Annotated in this window: 18 protein-coding genes; 11 read left to right on the plus strand and 7 right to left on the minus strand. The window is 59.8% G+C overall.

The annotated features are described in order from the left end of the window. Positions 1–7 precede the first annotated feature (7 nt). Positions 8–1,159 (plus strand): N-acetylglucosamine-6-phosphate deacetylase, encoded by a 1,152-nt coding sequence (gene nagA / locus BA177_RS01810; RefSeq protein WP_068612217.1) that lies wholly within the window; start codon positions 8–10, stop codon positions 1,157–1,159. A gap of 6 nt (positions 1,160–1,165) precedes the next feature. Continuing rightward, the gene (gene nagB, locus BA177_RS01815; RefSeq protein ID WP_068612220.1) at positions 1,166–1,963 is read left to right on the plus strand and encodes a glucosamine-6-phosphate deaminase; all 798 of its coding nucleotides are present in this window, start codon (positions 1,166–1,168) and stop codon (positions 1,961–1,963) included. 46 nt (positions 1,964–2,009) lie between these two features. Here the strand turns inward: nagB and BA177_RS01820 are convergent, their stop codons facing one another. After that, positions 2,010–3,197: an exo-beta-N-acetylmuramidase NamZ family protein gene (locus tag BA177_RS01820; protein ID WP_197493275.1), complete on the minus strand. Its 1,188-nt coding sequence runs from the start codon at positions 3,195–3,197 to the stop codon at positions 2,010–2,012. Positions 3,198–3,268: 71 nt separating this feature from the next. Between BA177_RS01820 and murQ the strand changes: the two genes are divergently transcribed. The 5 genes from murQ (at position 3,269) to BA177_RS01845 (ending at position 8,576) form a co-directional block, all read left to right on the plus strand. After that, positions 3,269–4,165, plus strand: a complete 897-nt coding sequence (murQ, locus tag BA177_RS01825; RefSeq protein WP_068612224.1) for an N-acetylmuramic acid 6-phosphate etherase — start codon at positions 3,269–3,271, stop codon at positions 4,163–4,165. Then, positions 4,158–5,111 (plus strand): N-acetylglucosamine kinase, encoded by a 954-nt coding sequence (locus BA177_RS01830; protein WP_068612226.1) that lies wholly within the window; start codon positions 4,158–4,160, stop codon positions 5,109–5,111. Before murQ ends, BA177_RS01830 begins: the two co-directional genes overlap by 8 nt. Next, positions 5,112–6,392, plus strand: a complete 1,281-nt coding sequence (locus tag BA177_RS01835) for an MFS transporter (protein WP_068612228.1) — start codon at positions 5,112–5,114, stop codon at positions 6,390–6,392. 88 nt (positions 6,393–6,480) lie between these two features. Continuing rightward, entirely contained in the window at positions 6,481–7,743 is a 1,263-nt protein-coding gene (gene murA, locus BA177_RS01840; RefSeq protein WP_068612230.1) for a UDP-N-acetylglucosamine 1-carboxyvinyltransferase, read from the plus strand. Positions 7,744–7,886: 143 nt separating this feature from the next. Beyond that, entirely contained in the window at positions 7,887–8,576 is a 690-nt protein-coding gene (locus tag BA177_RS01845; RefSeq protein WP_068612232.1) for a fumarylacetoacetate hydrolase family protein, read from the plus strand. Between the two features lie 72 nt (positions 8,577–8,648). Here BA177_RS01845 and BA177_RS01850 read toward each other — a convergent pair whose 3' ends face one another. The 6 genes from BA177_RS01850 to BA177_RS01875 form a co-directional block, all read right to left on the minus strand. Then, positions 8,649–9,902, minus strand: coding sequence for an ABC transporter permease (locus tag BA177_RS01850; RefSeq protein WP_068612234.1), 1,254 nt, complete (start codon positions 9,900–9,902; stop codon positions 8,649–8,651). A 15-nt stretch (positions 9,903–9,917) separates the two neighbouring features. Continuing rightward, positions 9,918–11,156, minus strand: a complete 1,239-nt coding sequence (locus BA177_RS01855) for an ABC transporter permease (protein WP_068612235.1) — start codon at positions 11,154–11,156, stop codon at positions 9,918–9,920. After that, positions 11,153–11,944: an ABC transporter ATP-binding protein gene (locus BA177_RS01860; protein ID WP_068612237.1), complete on the minus strand. Its 792-nt coding sequence runs from the start codon at positions 11,942–11,944 to the stop codon at positions 11,153–11,155. Before BA177_RS01860 ends, BA177_RS01855 begins: the two co-directional genes overlap by 4 nt. A gap of 10 nt (positions 11,945–11,954) precedes the next feature. Then, positions 11,955–13,205 carry an efflux RND transporter periplasmic adaptor subunit gene (locus tag BA177_RS01865; RefSeq protein WP_068612238.1) on the minus strand — a complete coding sequence of 417 codons (1,251 nt, stop codon included), beginning with the start codon at positions 13,203–13,205 and terminating at the stop codon, positions 11,955–11,957. A 462-nt stretch (positions 13,206–13,667) separates the two neighbouring features. Beyond that, positions 13,668–15,215: a 4-alpha-glucanotransferase gene (gene malQ / locus BA177_RS01870; RefSeq protein WP_082989777.1), complete on the minus strand. Its 1,548-nt coding sequence runs from the start codon at positions 15,213–15,215 to the stop codon at positions 13,668–13,670. Further along, the gene (locus BA177_RS01875; RefSeq protein WP_068612240.1) at positions 15,212–16,066 is read right to left on the minus strand and encodes a MurR/RpiR family transcriptional regulator; all 855 of its coding nucleotides are present in this window, start codon (positions 16,064–16,066) and stop codon (positions 15,212–15,214) included. The genes malQ and BA177_RS01875 overlap by 4 nt, the downstream gene beginning before the upstream one ends. Positions 16,067–16,164: 98 nt before the next feature. On the opposite strand from BA177_RS01875, the gene zwf reads away from it, so the two are divergent. The 4 genes from zwf (at position 16,165) to glk (ending at position 21,256) form a co-directional block, all read left to right on the plus strand. Continuing rightward, a complete protein-coding gene (zwf, locus tag BA177_RS01880; protein ID WP_156762653.1) occupies positions 16,165–17,634 on the plus strand; it encodes a glucose-6-phosphate dehydrogenase in 1,470 nt (489 codons plus the stop codon). Positions 17,635–17,637: 3 nt separating this feature from the next. Beyond that, entirely contained in the window at positions 17,638–18,324 is a 687-nt protein-coding gene (gene pgl, locus BA177_RS01885; protein WP_068612244.1) for a 6-phosphogluconolactonase, read from the plus strand. Positions 18,325–18,358: 34 nt separating this feature from the next. Next, the gene (gene edd / locus BA177_RS01890; RefSeq protein ID WP_068612246.1) at positions 18,359–20,197 is read left to right on the plus strand and encodes a phosphogluconate dehydratase; all 1,839 of its coding nucleotides are present in this window, start codon (positions 18,359–18,361) and stop codon (positions 20,195–20,197) included. 84 nt (positions 20,198–20,281) lie between these two features. Continuing rightward, positions 20,282–21,256: a glucokinase gene (glk, locus tag BA177_RS01895; RefSeq protein WP_068612248.1), complete on the plus strand. Its 975-nt coding sequence runs from the start codon at positions 20,282–20,284 to the stop codon at positions 21,254–21,256. Positions 21,257–21,373 lie beyond the last annotated feature (117 nt).

Below are 21,373 nucleotides of genomic sequence, written 5' to 3' on the forward strand. Positions count from 1 at the left end.
GCGAAGCATGAAACAACGACTCACAAACTGCCGGCTTTTTGACGGTGAGAACGTTTACCGCGACAAAGACCTGTTGCTCGCCAATGGCCAGGTAGTCGATGTGATCGATACCGCCGACGGTTTTTCGGCCGACTACGTTATCGACGACATCGGCGGCCGGTTGCTCGCACCCGGATTGATCGATCTGCAGGTTAACGGCGGTGGTGGCGTGCTGTTCAACGACGCGCTAACGGTCGATGCGCTGCGAACCATCGCGGCCGCACACCGGCAATACGGGTCGACGGCTATCCTGCCGACACTCATCACCGATAGCGACGACGTTGTGGATGCCGCGCTGGCTGCTGTTACTGATGCGATTGCGGCAAAGGTACCGGGCATCATCGGTATTCATCTTGAGGGCCCGTACCTCAACCCCCGCTACAAAGGGGTCCACGATGCGGGTCGAATGCGGGCCATGGATGACGCGGCCGTTGCACGCATCGAGGCGTCTCGTGCCGGGCCGACATTGCTAACGCTGGCGCCGGAAACAGTGGCGTCAGAACTGATCAGCCGGCTCAGTGACAGCGGAATTATTGTTTTCGGCGGTCACAGCGCGGCCACTTACGAACAAACCCGCCAGGCGCTCGACGCAGGCATGCGCGGTTTCACGCATCTCTTTAACGCGATGTCGCCGATGCAAAGCCGCGCTCCGGGTATGGTCGGCGCAGCGCTGGAAGATCGCGACAGTTACTTCGGCATTATCGCCGACGGTCACCACGTGCACCCCGCGGTATTCAGCATTGCCGTAGCCGCGAAGACACAGGGCAAGGCATTGCTGGTTACCGATGCGATGCCCAGTGTGGGTTCGGACAGGAAAACATTCGACCTGTTCGGTGTTGCCGTTCGCGCCGAGGGAGGGCGCTGCCTGACGGTGGACGGCACGCTGGCGGGTGCGGACATTGGCATGATCACGGCGGTAAAAAACGCCAGCACGTTCGCCGGGCTCGACCGCTTCGAAGCCTTGCGTATGGCATCCGCGTACCCGGCCGCCGCATTGGGCGTTGATGATCAGCTCGGTTACCTCAAAGCAGGTTACCGCGCGAACCTGATCGAACTCGATGCCGACATGAACGTATGCCGTAGCTGGATCGACGGCGACGTGCAAATTCACAGTCACTGACTGCGTATGGATATCGTTATCCTGAGAGACAGCGCGGCAGTGGCTGCCGAGGGTGCGCGTCGGGTACGGACGTTGCTGCACAAGAAACGTGACGCGGTGCTGGGCCTCGCAACCGGCGGCACGCCGCTGGCAATGTACCGGCGGCTGGTTGCGGACTACGAGCAGGGCCGGGTGTCATTCGCCAAAGCCATAACTTTCAATCTCGACGAATACGTGGGTCTCGGTGCCGATGATCCGCAAAGTTATCGTTATTACATGAACCGCGAGTTGTTCGACAAGACCGATATCTTGCACAGCAACACGCATCTCCCCGTGTGCGCCGACGGAGACGATCCCGATTCGGTCGGGCCGGTTTACGAAGCGGCAATTCGGGCCGCGGGCGGAATCGATCTGCAGATACTCGGCATCGGCCGCAACGGTCACATCGGCTTTAACGAACCAACCTCCAGCCTGCGTTCACGTACGCGGGTGAAAACGCTGACCCGTGAGACTCTGGAAAGCAACAGCCGTTATTTCGATGACCCGGCACGGCAGCCGAAGATCGCAATCACCATGGGCATTGCCACTATTCAGGAGGCCGCTGCGGTGTTGTTGCTGGCAACCGGCGAGGCCAAGGCGGAGGCCGTGCAGCAAATGATCGAAGGCCCTGTGTCAGCGATGTGGCCCGCGACCGCATTGCAGTTGCACGAGAAAGCCACGGTGCTCATTGACGATGCCGCGGCCAGTCGTCTGCAACAGCGTGATTACTACGATTGGATCAGCGAGCAGCGACGGGCCCTGGAGTCGCAGTACGGTGGCGGTTGAACCCCAGCTGCAATCCGCTCGCCGTTTGATGGGCGAAAGGCCCGCATTAGTGGTACAGCAGGTAGGACTCGCGACGTTCGCGAAATGCGCCAAGCTCGTCAGCATAGACGGCAAGTATTCCTGCGTACGGCGTGCCCGCGCGAACCGCCTGCAATGTGCGTTCATTGCCAAGCAGTCGCAGGTAGCGATCACTTTCCCAACCTTCCCCGTACGACAATGCGAGTTGCCGGGCAATCTCGAAACCGGTTCGCAGCGGATCGAAGCGCGCGCGGTCGGTGATGGTGAAACGCACACCGTGGCAGAGTTCGTTCGCAAATTTGCTGGCATCGGGCGTAAACACCGTCGCCGCAAAGTGAATGCCCGGGAGCTTGGCCGCATTGAGCTGGCTTGCAAGCCTGTCGCCATCCAGCCAGGGTGCGCCGATGATTTCGAACGGTGTCGCGGTCCCGCGCCCGACCGACAGATTGGTCGTTTCCAGCAGACCAATACCGGGGTACAGCAACGCTTGCGTGAGGCTGCGCATGTTCGGCGACGGATTCACCCAGCGCAGGCCGGTGGCATCGAAATACTGCTGGCGTTTCCAGCCCTGCAACCCGACCACTTGCAGGTCGACACCGATGTCCAGTTCAGCGTTGAACAAGCGCGCCAGTTCACCAACGGTCATGCCGTGCCGAACAGGAATGCGATGAATGCCGACAAACGATTGCCTGCCTTCGTCGGTAACCGGCCCGCTCACGTCGACACCGTTGATGGGGTTCGGGCGGTCGAGCACGACAAAGCGCATACCGTGTTCGGCCGCTGCCCGCATGGCTTCTGCCATGGTCGAAATGTACGTGTAGAAGCGGGTGCCGATGTCCTGGATGTCGAAGACCAGCGTATCGATACCGGCAAGCATTTCGGCAGTTGGCCGGCGCGTCTCGCCGTAGAGACTGAATACCGGGATTCGGCTCAGTTGATCGACGCCGTGATCGATGTGCTCAACATCCAGTGTGCCGGCAATGCCGTGCTCGGGGCTGAATATTCGGACCAGCTCAACGTTCGGGGCGCTGTGCAGGAGTTGTATCGTGCTTCGCCCGTCGCGGGCGATGCCGGTGTGGTTGGTAAGCAGCGCAACGCGTTGCCCGGCAAGCGGCCGGAAATCGTCGCGCGCCAGAACATCGACGCCAGTGAGTACCGGGCTGGCACCGCAAGCGGCGAGCACGAATGTACAGGTAAGCAGCGCCAGGAGCGGCAAGTGTTCTACGAAGCGGAAGCGCAGCAAAATAGACAGGCTCGCGGGTCAAGGCGGACAGGTATAGTAGTGCAATGCAAAAAGAACTGACAACAGAGGCGCGCAATCCGGCGTCGATGGAACTGGACCGACTCAGTACCATCGAGTTCGTTCGCTTGATGAACAACGAAGACGCGAAACTCGCGGCGGCGGTTGCCGAACAGGCGCCAGCCATTGCTGAAGCGATCGATCTTATTGCCAGCCGGCTGGCGGCTGGCGGCCGACTGGTCTATGCCGGTGCTGGTACGTCCGGGCGGCTCGGTGTGCTGGATGCGTCCGAGTGCCCGCCGACTTTCAATACCGATCCCGGGCAGGTGCTGGCATTGATTGCCGGCGGTGCAGAGGCCGTGTACCGGGCCGTTGAAGGTGCAGAAGATTCGCGAGCGCAGGGTGCGGAGGATTTACGTGGCATCAACTTCACGACCGGCGACGTGCTGGTCGGCATAGCCGCCAGTGGTCATACCCCGTACGTCCTCGGTGGCTTGCAGTACGCCCGGCAGATCGGCGCTGCTACGGTGGGCTTCAGCTGCAATGCAGGCAGCCCCGTGGTGACGGAGGCGGACATCGGCATAGCGGTGACCGTCGGGCCGGAAGTGTTGTCGGGATCAACCCGCCTTAAAGCCGGCACGGCGACCAAGATGGTGCTGAACATGTTGACGACCGGTGCGATGGTGAAGCTCGGCAAGACCTACGGCAATCTGATGGTGGATCTGCAGGCCAGCAACCAGAAGTTGGTCGAACGTTCGCTGCGGATTGTGCAGCAGTTAACAGATCTTTCGGATACTGACGCACGTGAGCTGCTGAACGACTGCGACGGCGAGTTGAAGACTGCCATCGTCTGTCAGCAGCTCGGAATTACCCCGGAGTCAGCGCGTGCCCGGCTGACCGAAACCGGCGGTCGCTTGCGTGCGGCACTGGAAGATCATGACTGACGCTCAGCAAACGCTGATCATCGGTGTGGACGGTGGCGGCACCAAGACCACCGCGCGGGTGGCAAGCATCGCGGCGGACGGCAGTATCAACACACTGGGGACCGGCTTCGGCGGCCCGTCGAATGTCCGCGCGGTCGGCACCGTGCACGCCCGCACGAATCTCGACGTTGCCGTTGATGCGGCTCATGAAGTCGCGGGTACCGCCAGTCAAAAAGTCCGAAAGGCGATTCTCGGGCTCGCCGGCAGTTCCTTGCCGGACGTGCAGGCTGTCATTCGCGACTGGGCGGAACGTCGCGCGCTGGCGGAGCAAATCGATATCGTCCATGACGCCGAGTTGTTGCTCGCGCTGGGGGTGCGCGCCGGTTGCGGGATCGGGCTGGTCGTCGGCACGGGCTCGGTCGCTGTCGGTATCAATGCCGCCGGTGAGCGCGCTGTCATCGGTGGCTGGGGGCACTGGTTCGGTGATCAGGGCAGCGGTTTTGACACGGGTCGACGCGGACTGTCGGCGGTGGCCGACGCCGTCGACGGCATCGGTCCGCCGACGGCGCTGGTTGCAGGGTTGACCCGGCGACTGCAGATCGATGATCCGCGGGAAATTACCCGGCAGCTCGGCCGTTCGGTCGACATACGTCAGGAAATTGCGGCCCTGGCACCCGTGGTCATGCAGGCGGCAATCGATGGCGATGCGGTCGCTGTTGCGCTCATCGACAACGGCGCCAAGGCTACGGCGGCGCTGGTTGCCGCGACCGTTCGCAAGCTGGGGCTCAGCGACCGTGTACCGCTGGCCATGGCCGGTGGCATCGCCTGTTCCGGCGACTTCTATCGCGACAAACTGCTGAGCCAGCTGGGTGCCCAGGGTATAAAGCCGCACCCTTTGACGGTCGTAAGCGAACCCGTCGAAGGCGCGCTCGTGATGGCCCGCGACCAGATACGTTCAGGAAGCTGATTGCAGGCGCCGCAAAAAACCAGTCCCTGGCTCTGGATACCGAGCGTCTATTACGCGCAGGGCATCCCGTTCGTCGTCGTGATGATGGTCTCCGTCATCATGTACAAACGGCTGGGTGTCTCCAACGCCGACATCGCGTTTTACACGAGCTGGCTTTACCTGCCGTGGGTGATCAAGCCGATCTGGAGCCCGCTGGTCGATATCGTGAAGACCCGGCGTTACTGGATAGTGGCGATGCAGTTGCTGATCGGTGCCGGTCTTGCGGGCATAGCGCTCACTTTGCCGACCAGCGATTTCTTCCGCTACTCGCTGGCCGTGTTTTGGTTGCTGGCCTTCAGCTCCGCCACCCACGATATTGCGGCAGACGGCTTTTACATACTGGGCTTGAGTGAACGGCAGCAGGCCTGGTTCGTCGGCTTTCGCAGCACCTTCTTTCGCCTGGCGATGGTGACCGGCCAGGGGCTGCTGGTCATGCTGGCGGGTTATCTTGAGACCCGTACCGGCAGCATCACGCTGGCCTGGAGCCTGACCTTCTATTGTCTGGCCGGGCTGTTCGTCGCACTGTTCGTCTGGCATCGCTTCGTATTGCCGCGCCCGGCCGGGGATGTCGCCGGGCGCAGCGATGCCCTGAGCGTCATGTTGCGCGAAGCCGTCGATACCTTCGTGAGCTTTTTTCGCCGGCCGTACATAGGCCGGATATTGGCGTTCTTGCTGTTGTACCGCTTCGCGGAAGCACAGCTGGTGAAAATGTCCGGGCCGTTCATGCTCGACACGAGAGCCGAGGGCGGTCTGGAGCTGAGTACTTTCGACGTCGGTTTCGTCTACGGCACCGTGGGCGTCGCCCTGTTGACCATTGGCGGGATATTGGGCGGCATTCTGGCCGCCCGGCACGGACTCCGCCGCTGGTTCTGGTGGATGGTGCTGGCCATCAATCTGCCCAATGTGGCCTATGTGTTCCTCGCTTATCTGCAGATCGAGAATCTGCTGCTCATCAATATGGCCGTGGGCATAGAGCAATTCGGCTACGGCTTCGGTTTTACGGCGTACCTGTTGTACATGATTTACGTCGCGCGCGGTCCGCACAGTACTGCGCACTATGCGATTTGCACCGGCTTCATGTCGCTCGGCATGATGCTGCCGGGCATGGTGAGCGGCTGGCTGCAGGAGCTGTTGGGCTACCAGAGTTTCTTTATCTGGATACTGGTCGCTACAATCCCCTCTTTCCTGGTCGTCTGGGCGGTACCGCTCGATCGGGATTTTGGCAAGAGCGGCGCGCCATAATTTGCCATTAGTTTCACGTATCGTCGCCACATCACTGGTCCAGAGTACTCAAAGCTCGATCAGCAGCAGGTCATTCGGAGATAAGCATTTGCAATCCATCAAAGTAGTTGGCGGCCGTACCCTTAGTGGGTCGGTGGACGTCAGCGGCTCAAAAAACGCGGCGTTGCCGATACTTTTCTCCACGTTGCTGGCGGACGGGACGCACCGTTTCGAGAATGTCCCGCAATTGCGTGATATCGATTCGACCGAATTGTTGCTGCGTGCCCTGAATTGCCAGATCGAGCGCAATGGCAACTCGATGCAAGTGACTGTTTCGCGGCCGGAGAAAATGGAGGCTCAGTACGACCTCGTGCGCAAAATGCGCGCCAGCATCCTGTGTCTCGGCCCGTTGCTGGCTCGCTATGGCGAAGCCCGGGTGAGTTTGCCCGGCGGTTGTGCCATCGGTTCAAGGCCTGTCGATTTACACGTGCAGACGATGAAGCGTCTCGGTGCGGAAATTGAAATCGAGGAAGGCTACGTCATTGCCAAAACCCGCCGTCTGCAGGGTGCGCAAATTCTGTTCGACAAGGTCACGGTCGGCGGGACTGAGAATGCGCTGATGGCTGCCGTGCTGGCACGCGGTACAACGGTTATCGAGAATGCAGCAAAAGAGCCGGAAGTGATCGACCTCGTGCATTACCTGCGCGCGATGGGCGCACAAATTGAGGGCGAGGGCACCAGCGTTATCACGATCGACGGCGTGGACGAATTGCACCCTGCCAAGCACCGCATCGTCGCCGACCGTATTGAGGCCGGAACACTGTTGATAGCGGGTGCGATCACCGGTGGCGCAGTGACCATCAATCAATGCGTCCCGCTCCATCTGCAGGCACTGACTGACAAAATGCAGGAGTGCGGCTTTACCACGCATTCGGATGCTAATTCGATAACGGTCGATGCAACCGACGAATGGTCGGGTACCGACGTCGCAACAGCGCCGTACCCCGCATTCCCGACCGACCTGCAGGCGCAGTTCATGGCGCTGATGACGCAGGCCCGCGGCACTTCGGTTATTACCGAAGGCATATTCGAAAACCGCTTCATGCACGTGCAGGAGCTGGTGCGTCTCGGCGCGAATATTTCGCCGATGGCGCAGGTCGCGGTAGTGCGCGGCAAGCGCGGCGGGCTCAGTGGCGCCAGCGTGATGGCTACCGACCTGCGTGCCAGTGCCTGCCTGGTCATCGCAGGGCTGGCTGCCAAAGGCGTGACCACGGTGAACCGCATTTATCACCTGGATCGCGGTTATGAGTTCCTCGAACGCAAACTGGCCAGCCTTGGTGCCGAGATCGAACGGGTCAGTGAATCGGCGTAGCGAGCGGTAGCCGTCAACTTGCTGCCGGTGCGAGCGCGACAAAAGCTGAAAGCCCTCATGTTGCCCGGTGGTTTGCGCCTGCACGCGCTGCGAGTGCCGACAGAACGATACTTGCGTTCACTTTCTATGCCCGGAGTTTGTTAATGACGACGTATGTCTTTTCGCCCGCTGAACGACCAACGGTGACTGTGTTTGCCAGCGAGCAGCGATTTCCCGTACGGCGGGTATTTTGTGTTGGCCGAAACTACGCGGCGCACGCCCGCGAGATGGGTGGTAATCCCGAACGGGAAGAGCCCTTCTACTTTACGAAATCCGCGCACGCGGTCACGGCATCCGGTGCGACGATTCCTTACCCGGCCGGGACCGGTAACTTTCATCACGAGATCGAACTGGTTGTCGCGATCGGCAAGAGTGGCTTTGAGCTCGATCAGAATGCGGCGCTGGAGCTGGTGTTCGGCTATGCCAGCGGTCTTGATATGACGCGGCGCGACCTGCAATCAGCGGCCAAGGAGAAAGGCCGGCCCTGGAGCATAGCGAAGGATATTGAAGACGGTGCCATCATTTCCCCGATTCGTCCGGTCGCGGAAACCGGTCATCCGAAAAACGCCCGCATCTGGCTGGCGGTCAATGACGTCGTGCGCCAGGACGCCAGTATCGACGACATGATCTGGTCAGTGCCGGAAGTGATTGCGCACCTGTCGCGTTTCTACCATTTGGCTCCCGGCGATCTGATTTACAGCGGCACCCCGGCAGGTGTCGGGCCGGTCGTGGCTGGCGACCGTATTACCGGTGGGGTGGACGGCGTCGCCGAGCTTACGCTGCAAATAGAGTAGCGAGCGGCTGCTTGCCCGTGCGCATTGAGTCTGTACGCTCACAGCGCTGGCTTGTTGCACAGCGCGAAAACATTACTCGTAACGCAGTGCGTCGATAGGGTTCAGACGAGAGGCCTTGATCGCCGGCAACATGCCGAAGAGCACGCCGACGGCGGAGCAGAATAACAGGCCGATCAACGCCCACTCCAGCGGCACGGCGGTTTCGAACGAGTCGGACATGCCCAGCTTGACTAGCAGGTTGCCGAAGCCGAAGCCGAGGGTCACGCCGATGAGTCCGCCGACATTGCACAGGACGACGGCTTCCAGCAGAAATTGTTGCAGTATGTCCCTGGGGCGGGCACCCAGCGACTTGCGTATGCCAATCTCCTTGGTGCGCTCGGTAACCGACACCAGCATGATATTCATGATGCCAATTCCGGCAACCAGCAGTGCGATGATGCCTACAATGAAAGCACCGATTTTGATGCCAAAGGTCAACTGGTTGAACTGAGCGATGGAGCTCTCGCTGTTGAACATCGTGAAGTTATCTTCTTCCGTGCGCGGCACATTGCGGACCCGCCGCAAAACCTGGCGGGTTTCTTCCATGGCATCGGCGACAACCTCCGGAGTGCGTGCGTGTAAGGTGATGTTGACCGAACGCGCGAAACCGTCGTTGTTGGTGAGTCCGTAGATATTGATGAACGTGCTGACCGGAATGAGCACGTAATTATCGTATTGACCACCGAATGCGGAGTTCTTGGTGTCAAACACGCCGACGACCTGGTACTTGCGCCCGTCCACCCGGATATCGCGGCCGATCGGATCCACAAACGGGTAAAGCCGGGATGCGATTGCCGAGCCGATGACCGCGACCTTGCGAGCGGCGCGCACATCCATCTCCGACAGGTTGCGACCGTACTGCACGACGTGGCTGTTGTTCTGCGGGTACTCCGGTGTGCCGCCGCATATGGCGATGTTGTCGTTCGTCGTTTCACCACGGTACTCGGCCGAGAAGCCGAACTCCCACAGCTCCGAGCCCACGATGTCAACGTTCTGTACCTGTTCCCGAACCGCCGCGGCATCATCGAGCGTTAGCGGTGGTCGCCGCATGGCTTTGCGCCGTTCTTCGTCCGTGGAAAAGCCGGTCGGCCACTTTTGCACCTGGAATGTCTGTGCACCGAGTATGGTCATCTCCTTTTCCATCGTTCCCTGCACAACGGTAATGCCGGTCATCACCGCGATAATGGAAGCAACGCCGAGAACGATACCAAACAGCGTCAATGACGAACGCAACTTGTTGCTGCGAATGGCTTGCAGGGACATCAACAAGGTATCGACTTTTTGCATGGTGGTTTCCGGTCGCTACTCGTAGCGCAGGGCTTCTATCGGATCCAGTCGCGCCCCTTTCCAGGCTGGGACAAATCCGGCGGCGACACCAACCAGTACCGAAATCAGCACTGCAGCGGTCAGGATGGTGGGGGAGTTGCTCGCCGGCATCAGTCCACTTGAATTGATCAGCGCTGTTATCCCGGAGGCCGCGGCGATACCAATCAGGCCGCCTACCAGGCAGATGATGGCCGACTCGAACAGAAACTGCAGCAGGATGCTTCGGCGTCTCGCACCGATGGCCTTGCGTATGCCAATTTCGCGAGTGCGTTCAGTAACCGACACAAACATGATGTTCATTACCCCGATGCCGCCAACAAACAGCGAGATACTGGTTACCAGCAGGCCGATGGCAAGCACGGCGCCAACGACGCTGTTGAAGGCGCCCATCAGCGAATCGAGTTTGTTGATCGAGAAGTCTTCTGCTTCGCTGGGTCGAAGTTTGCGAATCTGCCGCATCTCGCCAATGACCTCGTATTCGAGATCTTCCATGTCAGTCATGCTGGCCGCTTTGACGGCGATATCCACGTCATTGCTGCGACGGCCGCCAAATACCTTCAGAAAGGTCGAGATCGGAATGAAAACCTGGCGGTCGAAGTCCGGGCCGCCGAAGGTGCTGCCACCCTGCTTTTCCATGACGCCGACAATACGGAACTTGTGGGCGCCAATGTTGATTTCCTTGTTTATCGGATTCACGTTCTCGAACATACCTTCGGCGACACCGTGACCAATAACCACAACAGGCTTCTTGTAGAGGTTGTCAAAGCTCATCAGGAAGCGGCCGAATTCCGGCAGTCGGTTGGTGACAACCGGCAGCAATTCGGTCGTACCTATGACGGTAATGCCTTCCTGTACCGAAGAGCGGTACTTGATGTCGCGACGACTGTTCATCGTTGGATTGACTATCGCACGGCCGCGGAAAGCGGTGCGCAGACTGTCAGCTTCGTCCATGCTCAGGTTGGGCCGGTTACGGTACTCAAACCAGTCGTTCATGACGATCCAGGGCATGCGCGATACGTAAATGACATCGGCACCCACGGCAGCGGCACCCTGGCGGAACGCGGTTTGCATGCCGTTGAACGCGGTCATCGTTGTGGTGACGGCAACAATGCCGATGATGATGCCCAGTGTGGTGAGTATTCCGCGCGCCTTGTTCGCGACGATGGCGCTCATCGCGATCTTCAGGGATTCATTGACATCGACAAACATTCTCATGATTGATTGTCCTGCAGTGCGGCACTACCCGGTTTGGAGTCGCCGCGGGGAGTTGCAGAGCGGTGACCATCAGAACTTACGGGAGAGTCATTCGGTAAATCGCTTTCGACCAAACCGTCGCGCAGTTTCACGGTGCGGTGTGCGTGTGCGGCGACGTCATCTTCGTGCGTCACCAGGATGATGGTCTGGCCCTCGCTGTGCAGTTCGTCAAACATGGCCATGATTTCGTCGCCTGTCTTGCTGTCCAGGTTACCGGTGGGTTCATCGGCGAGAATGATCGAGGGGTTGAACACCAGCGCGCGGGCGATCGCGACGCGTTGCCGCTGACCGCCTGACAATTCATTGGGCCGGTGCAGCATCCGGTTCGCAAGGCCCACGCGATCGATCGCCTGTTCAGCCCGGGCGCGTCGTTCGGACTTTGAGACTCCGCCGTAGATCAACGGCAGTTCGACGTTGTGCAGCACGTTTGCCCGAGGAATCAGATTGAACGTCTGAAACACAAAGCCGATCATGCGATTGCGGATGTCTGCCAGTTCTGTTTCGGATTTCGCATCCACCATTTCGCCGCCGAGCGAATAGCTGCCGCTGGTGGGTACATCGAGACAACCGATGATGTTCATCAATGTCGACTTGCCGGAGCCGGACGGGCCCATGATGGCGACGTACTCGTTCCGGCCGATATCCAGTGACACACCGCGCAGGGCATGCACTTGCTGCGAGCCCATGTCATAGGTCTTGACGATATCGCGTAGCGTCAGTACGGCGGAGAGTTTACCGTTTGTTGCCATCGTGAAGTGCTCAGGCCCGGTTGCGCTTGTCGCCATCATTGTTGATTGTGACCTCCGCGCCATTGTTGAGGTCTGCGGAAATCGCACGGTAACTGCCGGTAACGACAACGTCTCCCGCCTGGACGCCGGAAACGATCTCGATCATGTTGTCGCTTTGAATACCGGTCTTGACCTGGCGGGCTACGGCTTTGCCATTCTCGATGCAAAAGACGATCTCCACGAAGCCGTCGGCATCGGCGCTAAAGCGTTGCTCTGCTTCTTCAACGGACTCGTTTTCCAGTGTCAGTTGATCGATCGTGCGTACCGCAACACTTTGGATAGGGACGCCGACGACGTTCTCCTTGGTCATCGTGAACATGTCGGCGCTCGCCGTCATGCCGGGACGAAGGCGGGAGATTTCGCCGTCGATGGCAACTTTAACTTCGAACTCTGTTTTCTGATTGTTGGTGCCGGGCTCGCTGGTATTGGCCGTATTTGCAATCTCGTACACTGTGCCGCGCAGGGTTTCGCCGAGCAGGGCGTCAACTTCAACCTCTGCCTGCTGGCCGATCTGGACGTTGACGATATCGTTCTCATCAACGTTGACCTGGGCTTCCATTTCCCGCAGGTCAGCCACAATCAGGATCATGTCTTCCTGGAATTGCGAGCCGATGGCGATCTCGCCTTCTTCCTTGTCGAGGTCGCTGATCGTGCCGGCCATCGGTGAATAAATGGTTGTCTTCGACAGGTCATCCTGTGCCTGTTTCAACGTCGCCCGCGCCTGCTCGACATCGTCAAGCGCTGCTTCGTAACGCGCGATCTCCACCTGATACGCCGCTTCAAAAGAGTCCATTGCTGACTGCGACTCCAGCTTGCGCGCGATCATGTCGCGGGCCCGGTCGTAATCTTTTTCCGCTTTGTTGCGGTTCTGGAGAATGAGTTTTGCATTGGCCTGCGCGGAACGAACATTGGCTTCGGCACGCTCTACGGCGGCGAGATAACGTTCGCGGTCCAGTTCGATCAGCAATTGCCCTTTCTCGACCGACTGACCTTCTTCGACGTGCAGCGCCATGATCTTGCCGCTAACGTCTGCGCTTATACGTACTTGTGTCTTGGGTTGGATGCGCCCGGTCGCATTCACTTTTTGGATGATGGTCTCGAGCTTTACATCCGCTGTCTGCACTTCAACCAGCGTGTCCTTCCCGTTTCGGAAATTCATGGCGCCGGCGACGGCCACGACAAGCAGGGCGACCCCTGCAATCCAGATAGTCTTCCGCTTCATTCGTATCCCCGCTTGATCAGCATCGTCCGGACGCGTGCGGCGACAGGCGATGTCGTAGGCACGATACTGGAACTGCTCAGTAAACTTGTTTCTTGATTATCGCGCTGCTGATTGGTCTGACTTCATGTTAGACGATGTCGGCTGGAAAGGTTCGGCAAGAACATCGCAACCCGGCATTCGCCAATGCTTCGTCCGTTTCATAGGCCATAGATGCATAAGATCGGTATTTGGTTTATTCCGCCGGAGTGATAACTGCACAGTTGGGTGCCCGGTGTCAGGCACAAGGCGGGGCCTGCGCCCACGCAGGTTGGCGGCCGTACGCAGGGGTGCAGACGGCCCGTCGCTGCACACCGTTGTGATGCGCGGGCGGCCTGGTGTGGTTGAAGGCCGGTGTCAATGCTTGTACTAACCGGTCGTACAATTCTCAGCATGGTTGCGACGACTAAGCTTCGCACTGCCACGTTACGGCGGTGGACGACGCCCTGCGGTGTCTACCATGCCCGCGATCTGCGCGGACAGCGAGTCCGACAATGCGGCCTCAGTAACCCGCCAGCGCCAGTTGTTGGCGGTGGTGCCAGGTATGTTCAGACGCGCTTCCGAGCCCAGTCCGAGGTAGTCCTGCAGCGGTGCAATCGCGAGGCGGGCTTTGGTGGAAAAGGCGGCCTTGATCATTGCATTGGCAACATCACTGCCGTCGCTGCTGGTCAGCACGTGAACCTTGTGACGGGTAGCGGCAATGTCATCGGCAGAGCGCAGGTCGCCGGGACTGCCGCGGTACCAGCCCAGCGTTGTGTCGTTGTCATGCGTGCCCGTGTAGCAAACCCGGTTTTCAGCGACCCGGGCGAGGTCAAAGCCCTCGTCGTTGATGGCGAATTGAAGGACGGTCATGCCCGGCAGAGCAAGGCGATCACGCAGTGCCTCAACCTCCGGTGTAATGATGCCGAGGTCCTCGGCGACGATGGGCAACTCACCGAGCTCTTTTTTCACGGCCTCGAACAAGGCGTCGCCCGGTCCGGTTTCCCATTGACCCAGGCGCGCGGTCAGTGCATCCGCGGCAACGGCCCAGTAAGACTCGAAACCACGGAAGTGATCGATACGGATAATGTCCGCCTGTTCCAGCGTCGAGCGGATGCGGTTTATCCACCAGCCATAGTTGCTTTTGGCATGCCGTTGCCAGTCATACAACGGGTTGCCCCACAGCTGGCCATCGGCACTGAAGTAATCGGGCGGTACACCGGCGACCGCGAGCGGCCGACCGTTGGCGTCCAGCCGCAACATTTCGGGGCGCGACCAGGCATCCGCGCTGTCGAGTGCGATATAGATGGGCATGTCACCGAACAGGGTCACTCCCGCATCGTGCGCGTACTGGCGCAGTAGTTGCCACTGCCGGTTGAACAGGAACTGCAGCACCTTGATGGCGTGCAGCTCATTCACTGCGGTTGCTTCCAGTCGCTTCAGCGCCACCGGGTCTCTTTCTATGAACGGCTGTGGCCATTCCGTCCACGGCCGTTGCCGGTGCTGAGCCTTGAGCACACGAAACAATGCGTAGTCGTGCAGCCAGTGCGTGTCGTGTCTGGCACAGAACTGGTCGAGCTCCGCTTGCAGATTGCTGGTCGCGCATTTATCGAAGCGACCGGCGGCCGCGAGCAAGGCCTTCCACTTGAGAGCAATGACCTGCGGGTAATCGACATACGCCGCTGGCAATGCTCGCAAGCCGGCGAGTTCCTCATCCGCAAGCAGGCCGAGTTCCCGGAGGTTCTCAAGATCGATATACAGTTCGTTGCCGGCAAAGGTCGACAAGGCCTGGTAAGGGGAATCGCCGTAGGCGGTCGGGCCAAGTGGCAGAAACTGCCAGACGCCGAGCCCGGCGCTCTGCGCGAAATCCAGGTAGCGATACGCGCCGCGGCCCAGATCACCGATGCCATGCGGCCCGGGCAGCGAGGCGACAGGCAGCAGCACACCGGCTTGGCGGCCGGTCTTCAGCAGGGCTGCGTAGTTTGCTTTGCTCATGGTTGTTGTCGACTCGTGACGTCTGAATACTGTGATGAAATGGCGTCCTTGCTGGCGCGCAGATTGGCGCTCGCCTCGTCGCCCATGGACAACGCAAGGGAAACCAGGAGTGCGTCCAGTATGGCGAGGTGCGCGAGGCGCGATCGCATTGGTGTGTAAACACCGGTGTCTTCCACCGGTTCACACGGCAACACAATACTGGCGGCATTCGCAAGGCGTGACATCGGGTCGGTCAGGGCAATGACAGTTGCGCCTCGCTTGTTTGCGATCTCGGCGGCGCGCGCCGAATTGGCCCATGCACCGTTCGTCGAAACAAATACCAGCACGTCGTGTGGTCGGGCGATCGCGGCCATTTGTGCAATCCCGGGACTGTCGATTAACGCCGAGCAGGGGATGCCGAGGCGGAAGAACTTGTGGCAGGCGTCGCCTGCCACATGTCCGGAAGCGCCCAACCCGATGAATACCAGCTGACGTGCCGCCTGCATCGCGGCGACGGTCTGTTCCAGTGGCATCATCGCCAGCAATGCGCGGGTATCGACCAGTGCCTGAATAGAGGCATCGATGACTTTGGAGACGGCATCAGGGAGTGCATCGTTTGCATCGACATCGCGATGAATGTAACTGGCAGGCCGACTGAGGGCTTCAGTGAGTCGCAGGGTCAGGTCACGAAAGCCACGCAGACCAACCCGCCGGCAGAAGCGAATCACTGACGGTTCGCTGGCGCCGGAGGCCTCGGCGACCTTTGCCAGTGTCGCCCCCGCCGCCTGGCGGGGGTGCGCGAGTACCCAGCGAGCCACGCGCTGTTCGGCGGGGCTGAGCTTGGGCAGGAGGTGGTCGATGCGGTTCAGCATGTAGTAAAACTACAGTAAAGTCGGAGTAATACGCAAACAATAAGGCCTGTAAATCGTTCGCTATGTAGTAAACTTTCAGGCTCTGTTTCGGAGGCATTATGGCCAAACTGGTTCCGGTCGACGAGTTCGACCTGATAATTTTCGGCGGCACGGGCGATCTGGCGATGCGCAAGTTGTTGCCCGCTTTGTTCCATCGCGAAGGCGACGGGCAAATTACGGGTGACAGCCGGATCATTGCCGCCAGTCGCGGTGAGGTTAGTCGTGACGATTACCTGGCACGCGTCGAGACAGCGTTGCGCGAAAACCTTGCCGATACCTTCAACGAGCAGCAGTGGCAGACGTTTCGCAATCGCATTCACTACGTTCAGGCTGACGCCGGGGCGCACGACCAGTGGGGCGAGCTTGTTGCAATACTCGCTGGCCACGACCACCGCACGCGCGTCGCGTACCTTGCGACGGCGCCCGGACTGTTCGGCGCGTTTGCCAATGGCTTGCGCCACAACGGCTTGATAACCGGTGACAGCCGGATCGTTCTGGAAAAGCCGGTTGGCCATGACTCGGCCTCGGCTGATGCCATCAACAATGCGGTCGGTGAATGCTTTGCCGAAAACCAGATATTTCGTATCGATCATTACCTTGGCAAGGAAACAGTGCAGAACCTGCTGGCCCTGCGTTTCGGCAATTCATTGTTCGAGCCGTTGTGGCGGCGCGGCACGATCGACCACGTACAAATCACGGTTGCGGAAGATCTCGGGGTCGGTGGTCGAGGGGAGTACTACGATCGCATCGGCGCATTGCGCGACATGGTGCAAAACCACCTGCTGCAGCTGGTTTGCCTGGTGGCGATGGAGCCACCTTCGAGTCTCGACCACGATGCGGTACGCGATGAAAAAATAAAAGTCCTGCGCGCGTTGCGCTTGATCTCTGCCGACAACGTGAAGACCAACACGGTACGCGGTCAATACGCGGCCGGCGCGATCAAAGGTCAGCCCGTCGAGAGTTATCAGGACGAGATGGGCGGTGTCGCAAGCAGCTGCGAGACTTTCGTTGCGTTGAAACTCGAGATCGACAACTGGCGCTGGTCGAATGTGCCTTTCTATATCCGTACCGGCAAGCGTCTGAAGGCCAAGCATTCGGAGATCGTGCTGCAGTTTCAGGATGTGCCGCATTCCATCTTTTCAGAACAGAGCTACGACATCTCGCCGAATCAGCTGATGATTCGCCTGCAGCCTGATGAAGGCGTAAAGCTGTCCGTTATGGCCAAGGAGCCGGGACCGGGTGGTTTCGATCTGCGTCCGGTCTCGCTTGATCTGAGCTTCGAAGAAACCTTTGGTGTTCGTTACCCGGATGCCTACGAGCGTCTGCTCATGGAAGTCCTGCGCGGCAATCCGGCGCTGTTCATGCGTCGCGATGAAGTAAGTGCGGCCTGGAACTGGATCGACGCGATTATCGCGGGATGGGAAGAAACCCATCAGAAAGTCGAATCGTACGTTGCCGGCTCGTGGGGGCCGACGTCGTCATCCTTCCTGCTCGACCGTGACGGACGCGCCTGGCATCCGGAGAGTTGAGTTGTGACGGAATTTGAATTCAATACACGCGAGGAAGCGTCAGTAGCGGCGGCCGCGCGCTTGCAGGCCGCACTCGAACGGCGGTTGGCTTCCGGCGCCGAAGCCTCGCTGGTTATCAGCGGCGGTACGACGCCCGGTCGTTGCCTGAGCGAGCTGTCCACCGCGAGCCTTGACTGGAACAGGGTGCATGCGGTGCTTAGCGATGAACGCTGGGTGGCGACCGATTCCGACGACAGCAATGAGAAACTCGCGCGGGAGCTGTTGCTAAGGAATGCCGCAGCGGCAGCCAGGCTGCACGGTGTCTTTCGTGCCGATATGAGCGTCGACGAGCGTGCCAGGCGGTTGGACAGGGAGCTGCGTCTGCAACCGCTGCCGTTCGCATGTGCACTTCTCGGTATGGGTACGGACGGCCATTTCGCGTCGCTGTTCCCCGACGCAGACAACCTGGCCAGCGGTCTCGACCCGGATTCGCCATTGCTTTGTATTCCTGTCCGCACGAAAGCCAGTCCGCACGCCCGGATCAGCCTGACGCTGTCGGCGCTGTCACGCAGTGATGAGATCGTCTTGCTGATTTTCGGCGCAGAAAAGCGGGACGTCTTGCGCGCGGCGAAGCAATCGGCGACTGCTCTGCCGGTCTCGCGCCTGCTGCTACAAAAACGCGCGCCGGTAAACATTTACTGGGCGCCCTAACGACGACGAATGCACGGCGCATCGAGGTTCAGGCATGCACAAGACTATTGAAGAAGTAACCCGGCGGGTCATCCGTCGTAGCGCACAAGAGCGCGCCGCGTATCTGCTGCGGATTCGACAGGCTGCGGATCAGGGCCCGGCGCGCAACGCGCTGTCGTGCAGCAATCTCGCACACGGCATGGCCGCTTGTGGCCAAAAAACCAAAGAGCAGTTGGCTGGCAATGTAACGCCGAATATCGGCATCGTTTCCGCCTACAACGACATGTTGAGCGCGCACCAGCCGTTTGCGGACTACCCGGACAAAATTCGTGCAGCGGCCGCCGCTTGTGGCGCGACCGCACAGTTTGCCGGTGGTGTGCCGGCGATGTGCGATGGCGTTACCCAGGGTCAGGACGGCATGGACCTGTCGTTGTTCAGTCGTGACGTTATCGCGCTGTCGACGGCCGTCGCACTCTCGCACAACATGTTTGACGCGGCAGTCTGTCTCGGTATTTGCGACAAAATCGTACCGGGCTTGTTGATCGGAGCATTGTCGTTCGGTCATCTGCCGGTGGTCTTCATACCGGCAGGTCCGATGACCACGGGCTCGTCGAACAAGGAAAAAGCGCAGGTTCGTGAGGACTACGCGGCCGGACGGGTTGGGCGTGACGAATTGCTGGCCGCGGAGTCGGCGGCTTACCACGGTCCCGGCACCTGCACGTTTTACGGCACCGCCAACAGCAATCAGATGCTGATGGAGTTCATGGGCCTGCAGTTGCCAGGCGGCTCATTTGTAAACCCGGGCAGCGCAATGCGGGACCGGCTCACTGACGAAGCGGTGCGGGTAATTCTGGGACTCACGCACCTTGGCGATCAGTACACTCCTATCGGTGAGATTATTGATGAGAAGGCGGTCATCAACGGCATCATCGGTTTGCTGGCGACAGGTGGCTCGACGAATCACACGATACACCTGGTCGCGATCGCTGCGGCCGCGGGCATCAGGATTGACTGGGACGACATCGCGGAGCTGTCGTCGGTCGTACCGCTCCTGGCCCGTGTCTATCCCAATGGCATGGCAGACGTGAATCAATTTCATGCGGCGGGCGGTCTGGGTTTCGTTATTCGCGAACTGCTCGATGCCGGTTTGTTGCATGACGAGGTGCGGACGATACTTGGCACGGGTCTGCGACGCCTTTGTCAGGAGCCATGCACAGATAATGGCGAGCTTGCGTGGCGCGATGGCGAAACTGCGTCGCTTGATCCGGATATCTTGCGGTCGGTTGCCGAACCGTTTGACTCCGAGGGCGGTCTGCGGGTCGTGCAGGGTGATATCGGCCGTGCGATTGTCAAAGTATCTGCCGTTGATCCGGCCTACCAGAACATTCGTGCTCCCGCTCGGGTCTTCCCGAGTCAGGAGGCATTCACTGCGGCATTCAACGATGGCGAGCTCGAATGTGATTTCGTTGCGGTGCTGCCGGCGCAGGGTCCGCGTGCAACCGGCATGCCGGAACTGCACAAGCTGACACCGTACCTCGGGGTATTGCAAAGTCGTGGCTTCAAAGTGGCGTTGCTGACGGACGGCCGGATGTCCGGCGCTTCGGGAAAAGTACTGGCTGCGATCCAGGTAACTCCGGAGGCCGTTGCAGGTGGTTTGATTGGCAGGATTCAGGATGGCGACATGATCGAGATTGATTCTCACAATGGCGCGCTGAAAGTGGCGAATGCCGAATCACTGGCTGCCAGGCAGCAACCACACTACGATCTGACCAGCAGTCACAATGGCATGGGGCGTGAACTGTTTGTGACTTTCCGCAACAATGTCTCGGGTGCGGAGGCGGGTGCCAGCATCTTTGCCGGCAGCGGTGCAGGCTCGCAGATGCTGCAACGTTAGACAGAATCGTTGCGTTCGCGCCCGGTGTGCCGGATTACTGGCACGGAGAGCGGCCAGCTTGCCGCCAACTGATTGCGGAATGAGATGACAGATAAGCGATTGCTGATTGGCGACATAGGCGGCACCAATGCCCGTTTCGCGCTTGCCAATCCTGCCGGCAATGCATACTCGTCGTTGCGCATCCTGCCGTGTGCAGAGTTCGCGACCGCAGCCGATGCCTTGACGCACTACCTGCAAGCGCTTGGTGTGGGCGCACCGGATGCGATTTGCCTGGCAGTTGCCGGACCCGTCATCGAACAACGCGTCAAGTTTACGAATAACCCGTGGCAACTGGATGCGGCAGACCTGCGTCAACGGTTCGGTGCCGGACACGTGCGACTGCTTAACGATTTCGAAGCAATCGCGTTCGGGGTACCTGCTTTGGGTTCTGCAGACAGCGTGCCGATTGGCGGGTCCGCGCCTGTTTCATTTGCGGGCCTACAGCGCATGTATGGTGTGCTTGGCCCCGGCACCGGCCTCGGAGCGGTTGGCCTGCGCAAGCAGGGCGTGCACTATTTGCCGATTGCAGGCGAAGCGTCGCACGCCGGTTTTGCGCCCGAATCGGCGCTGCAGATGCAGGTGCTTGAGACACTGCGTAAGCGCTACGACAGGGTTTCCACCGAGCATCTCGTGTCCGGTGCCGGTGTGGAAAACATCTATTGGGCGCTCACTCTTCTGCGCGGTGAACAGGGCAGGTCATTGCCCGCGGAACGCCTGTTTGCGGCAGACCGTGACAAGTCAGACGATATCGCCATTGCCGCTGTCGAGTTGTTCTTTGAAATTCTCGGCCAGTTCGCCGGCGATTTCGCGCTGACCATGGGTGCGATGGACGGCATATTCATTGCTGGCGGCATTGCCCAGCGTCACCGCGATCGGCTGCTCAACAGCCGCTTTCGTGAGGGCTTTGAGCGCAAAGGGCGGTACAGCGAGTTAGTGGCCCGTATTCCGACACGCCTGATTGTTCACGATCAGCCGGGTCTGTTGGGCGCCGCGCATTGCGTTTCCCAACTCCCCAATTAGGCAGCCGGGCGCTGCCTGTTGGCGCCTCCTTGCATTGCGGTCGCCGCTTACTAGCGTACGGCCAGTGACTCGCAGCGGCCGTTGACAGCTGCGATCAGCGCTCGCTGCTGTCAGCGC

The organism is Woeseia oceani, from assembly GCF_001677435.1.
Lineage (GTDB): Bacteria > Pseudomonadota > Gammaproteobacteria > Steroidobacterales > Woeseiaceae > Woeseia > Woeseia oceani.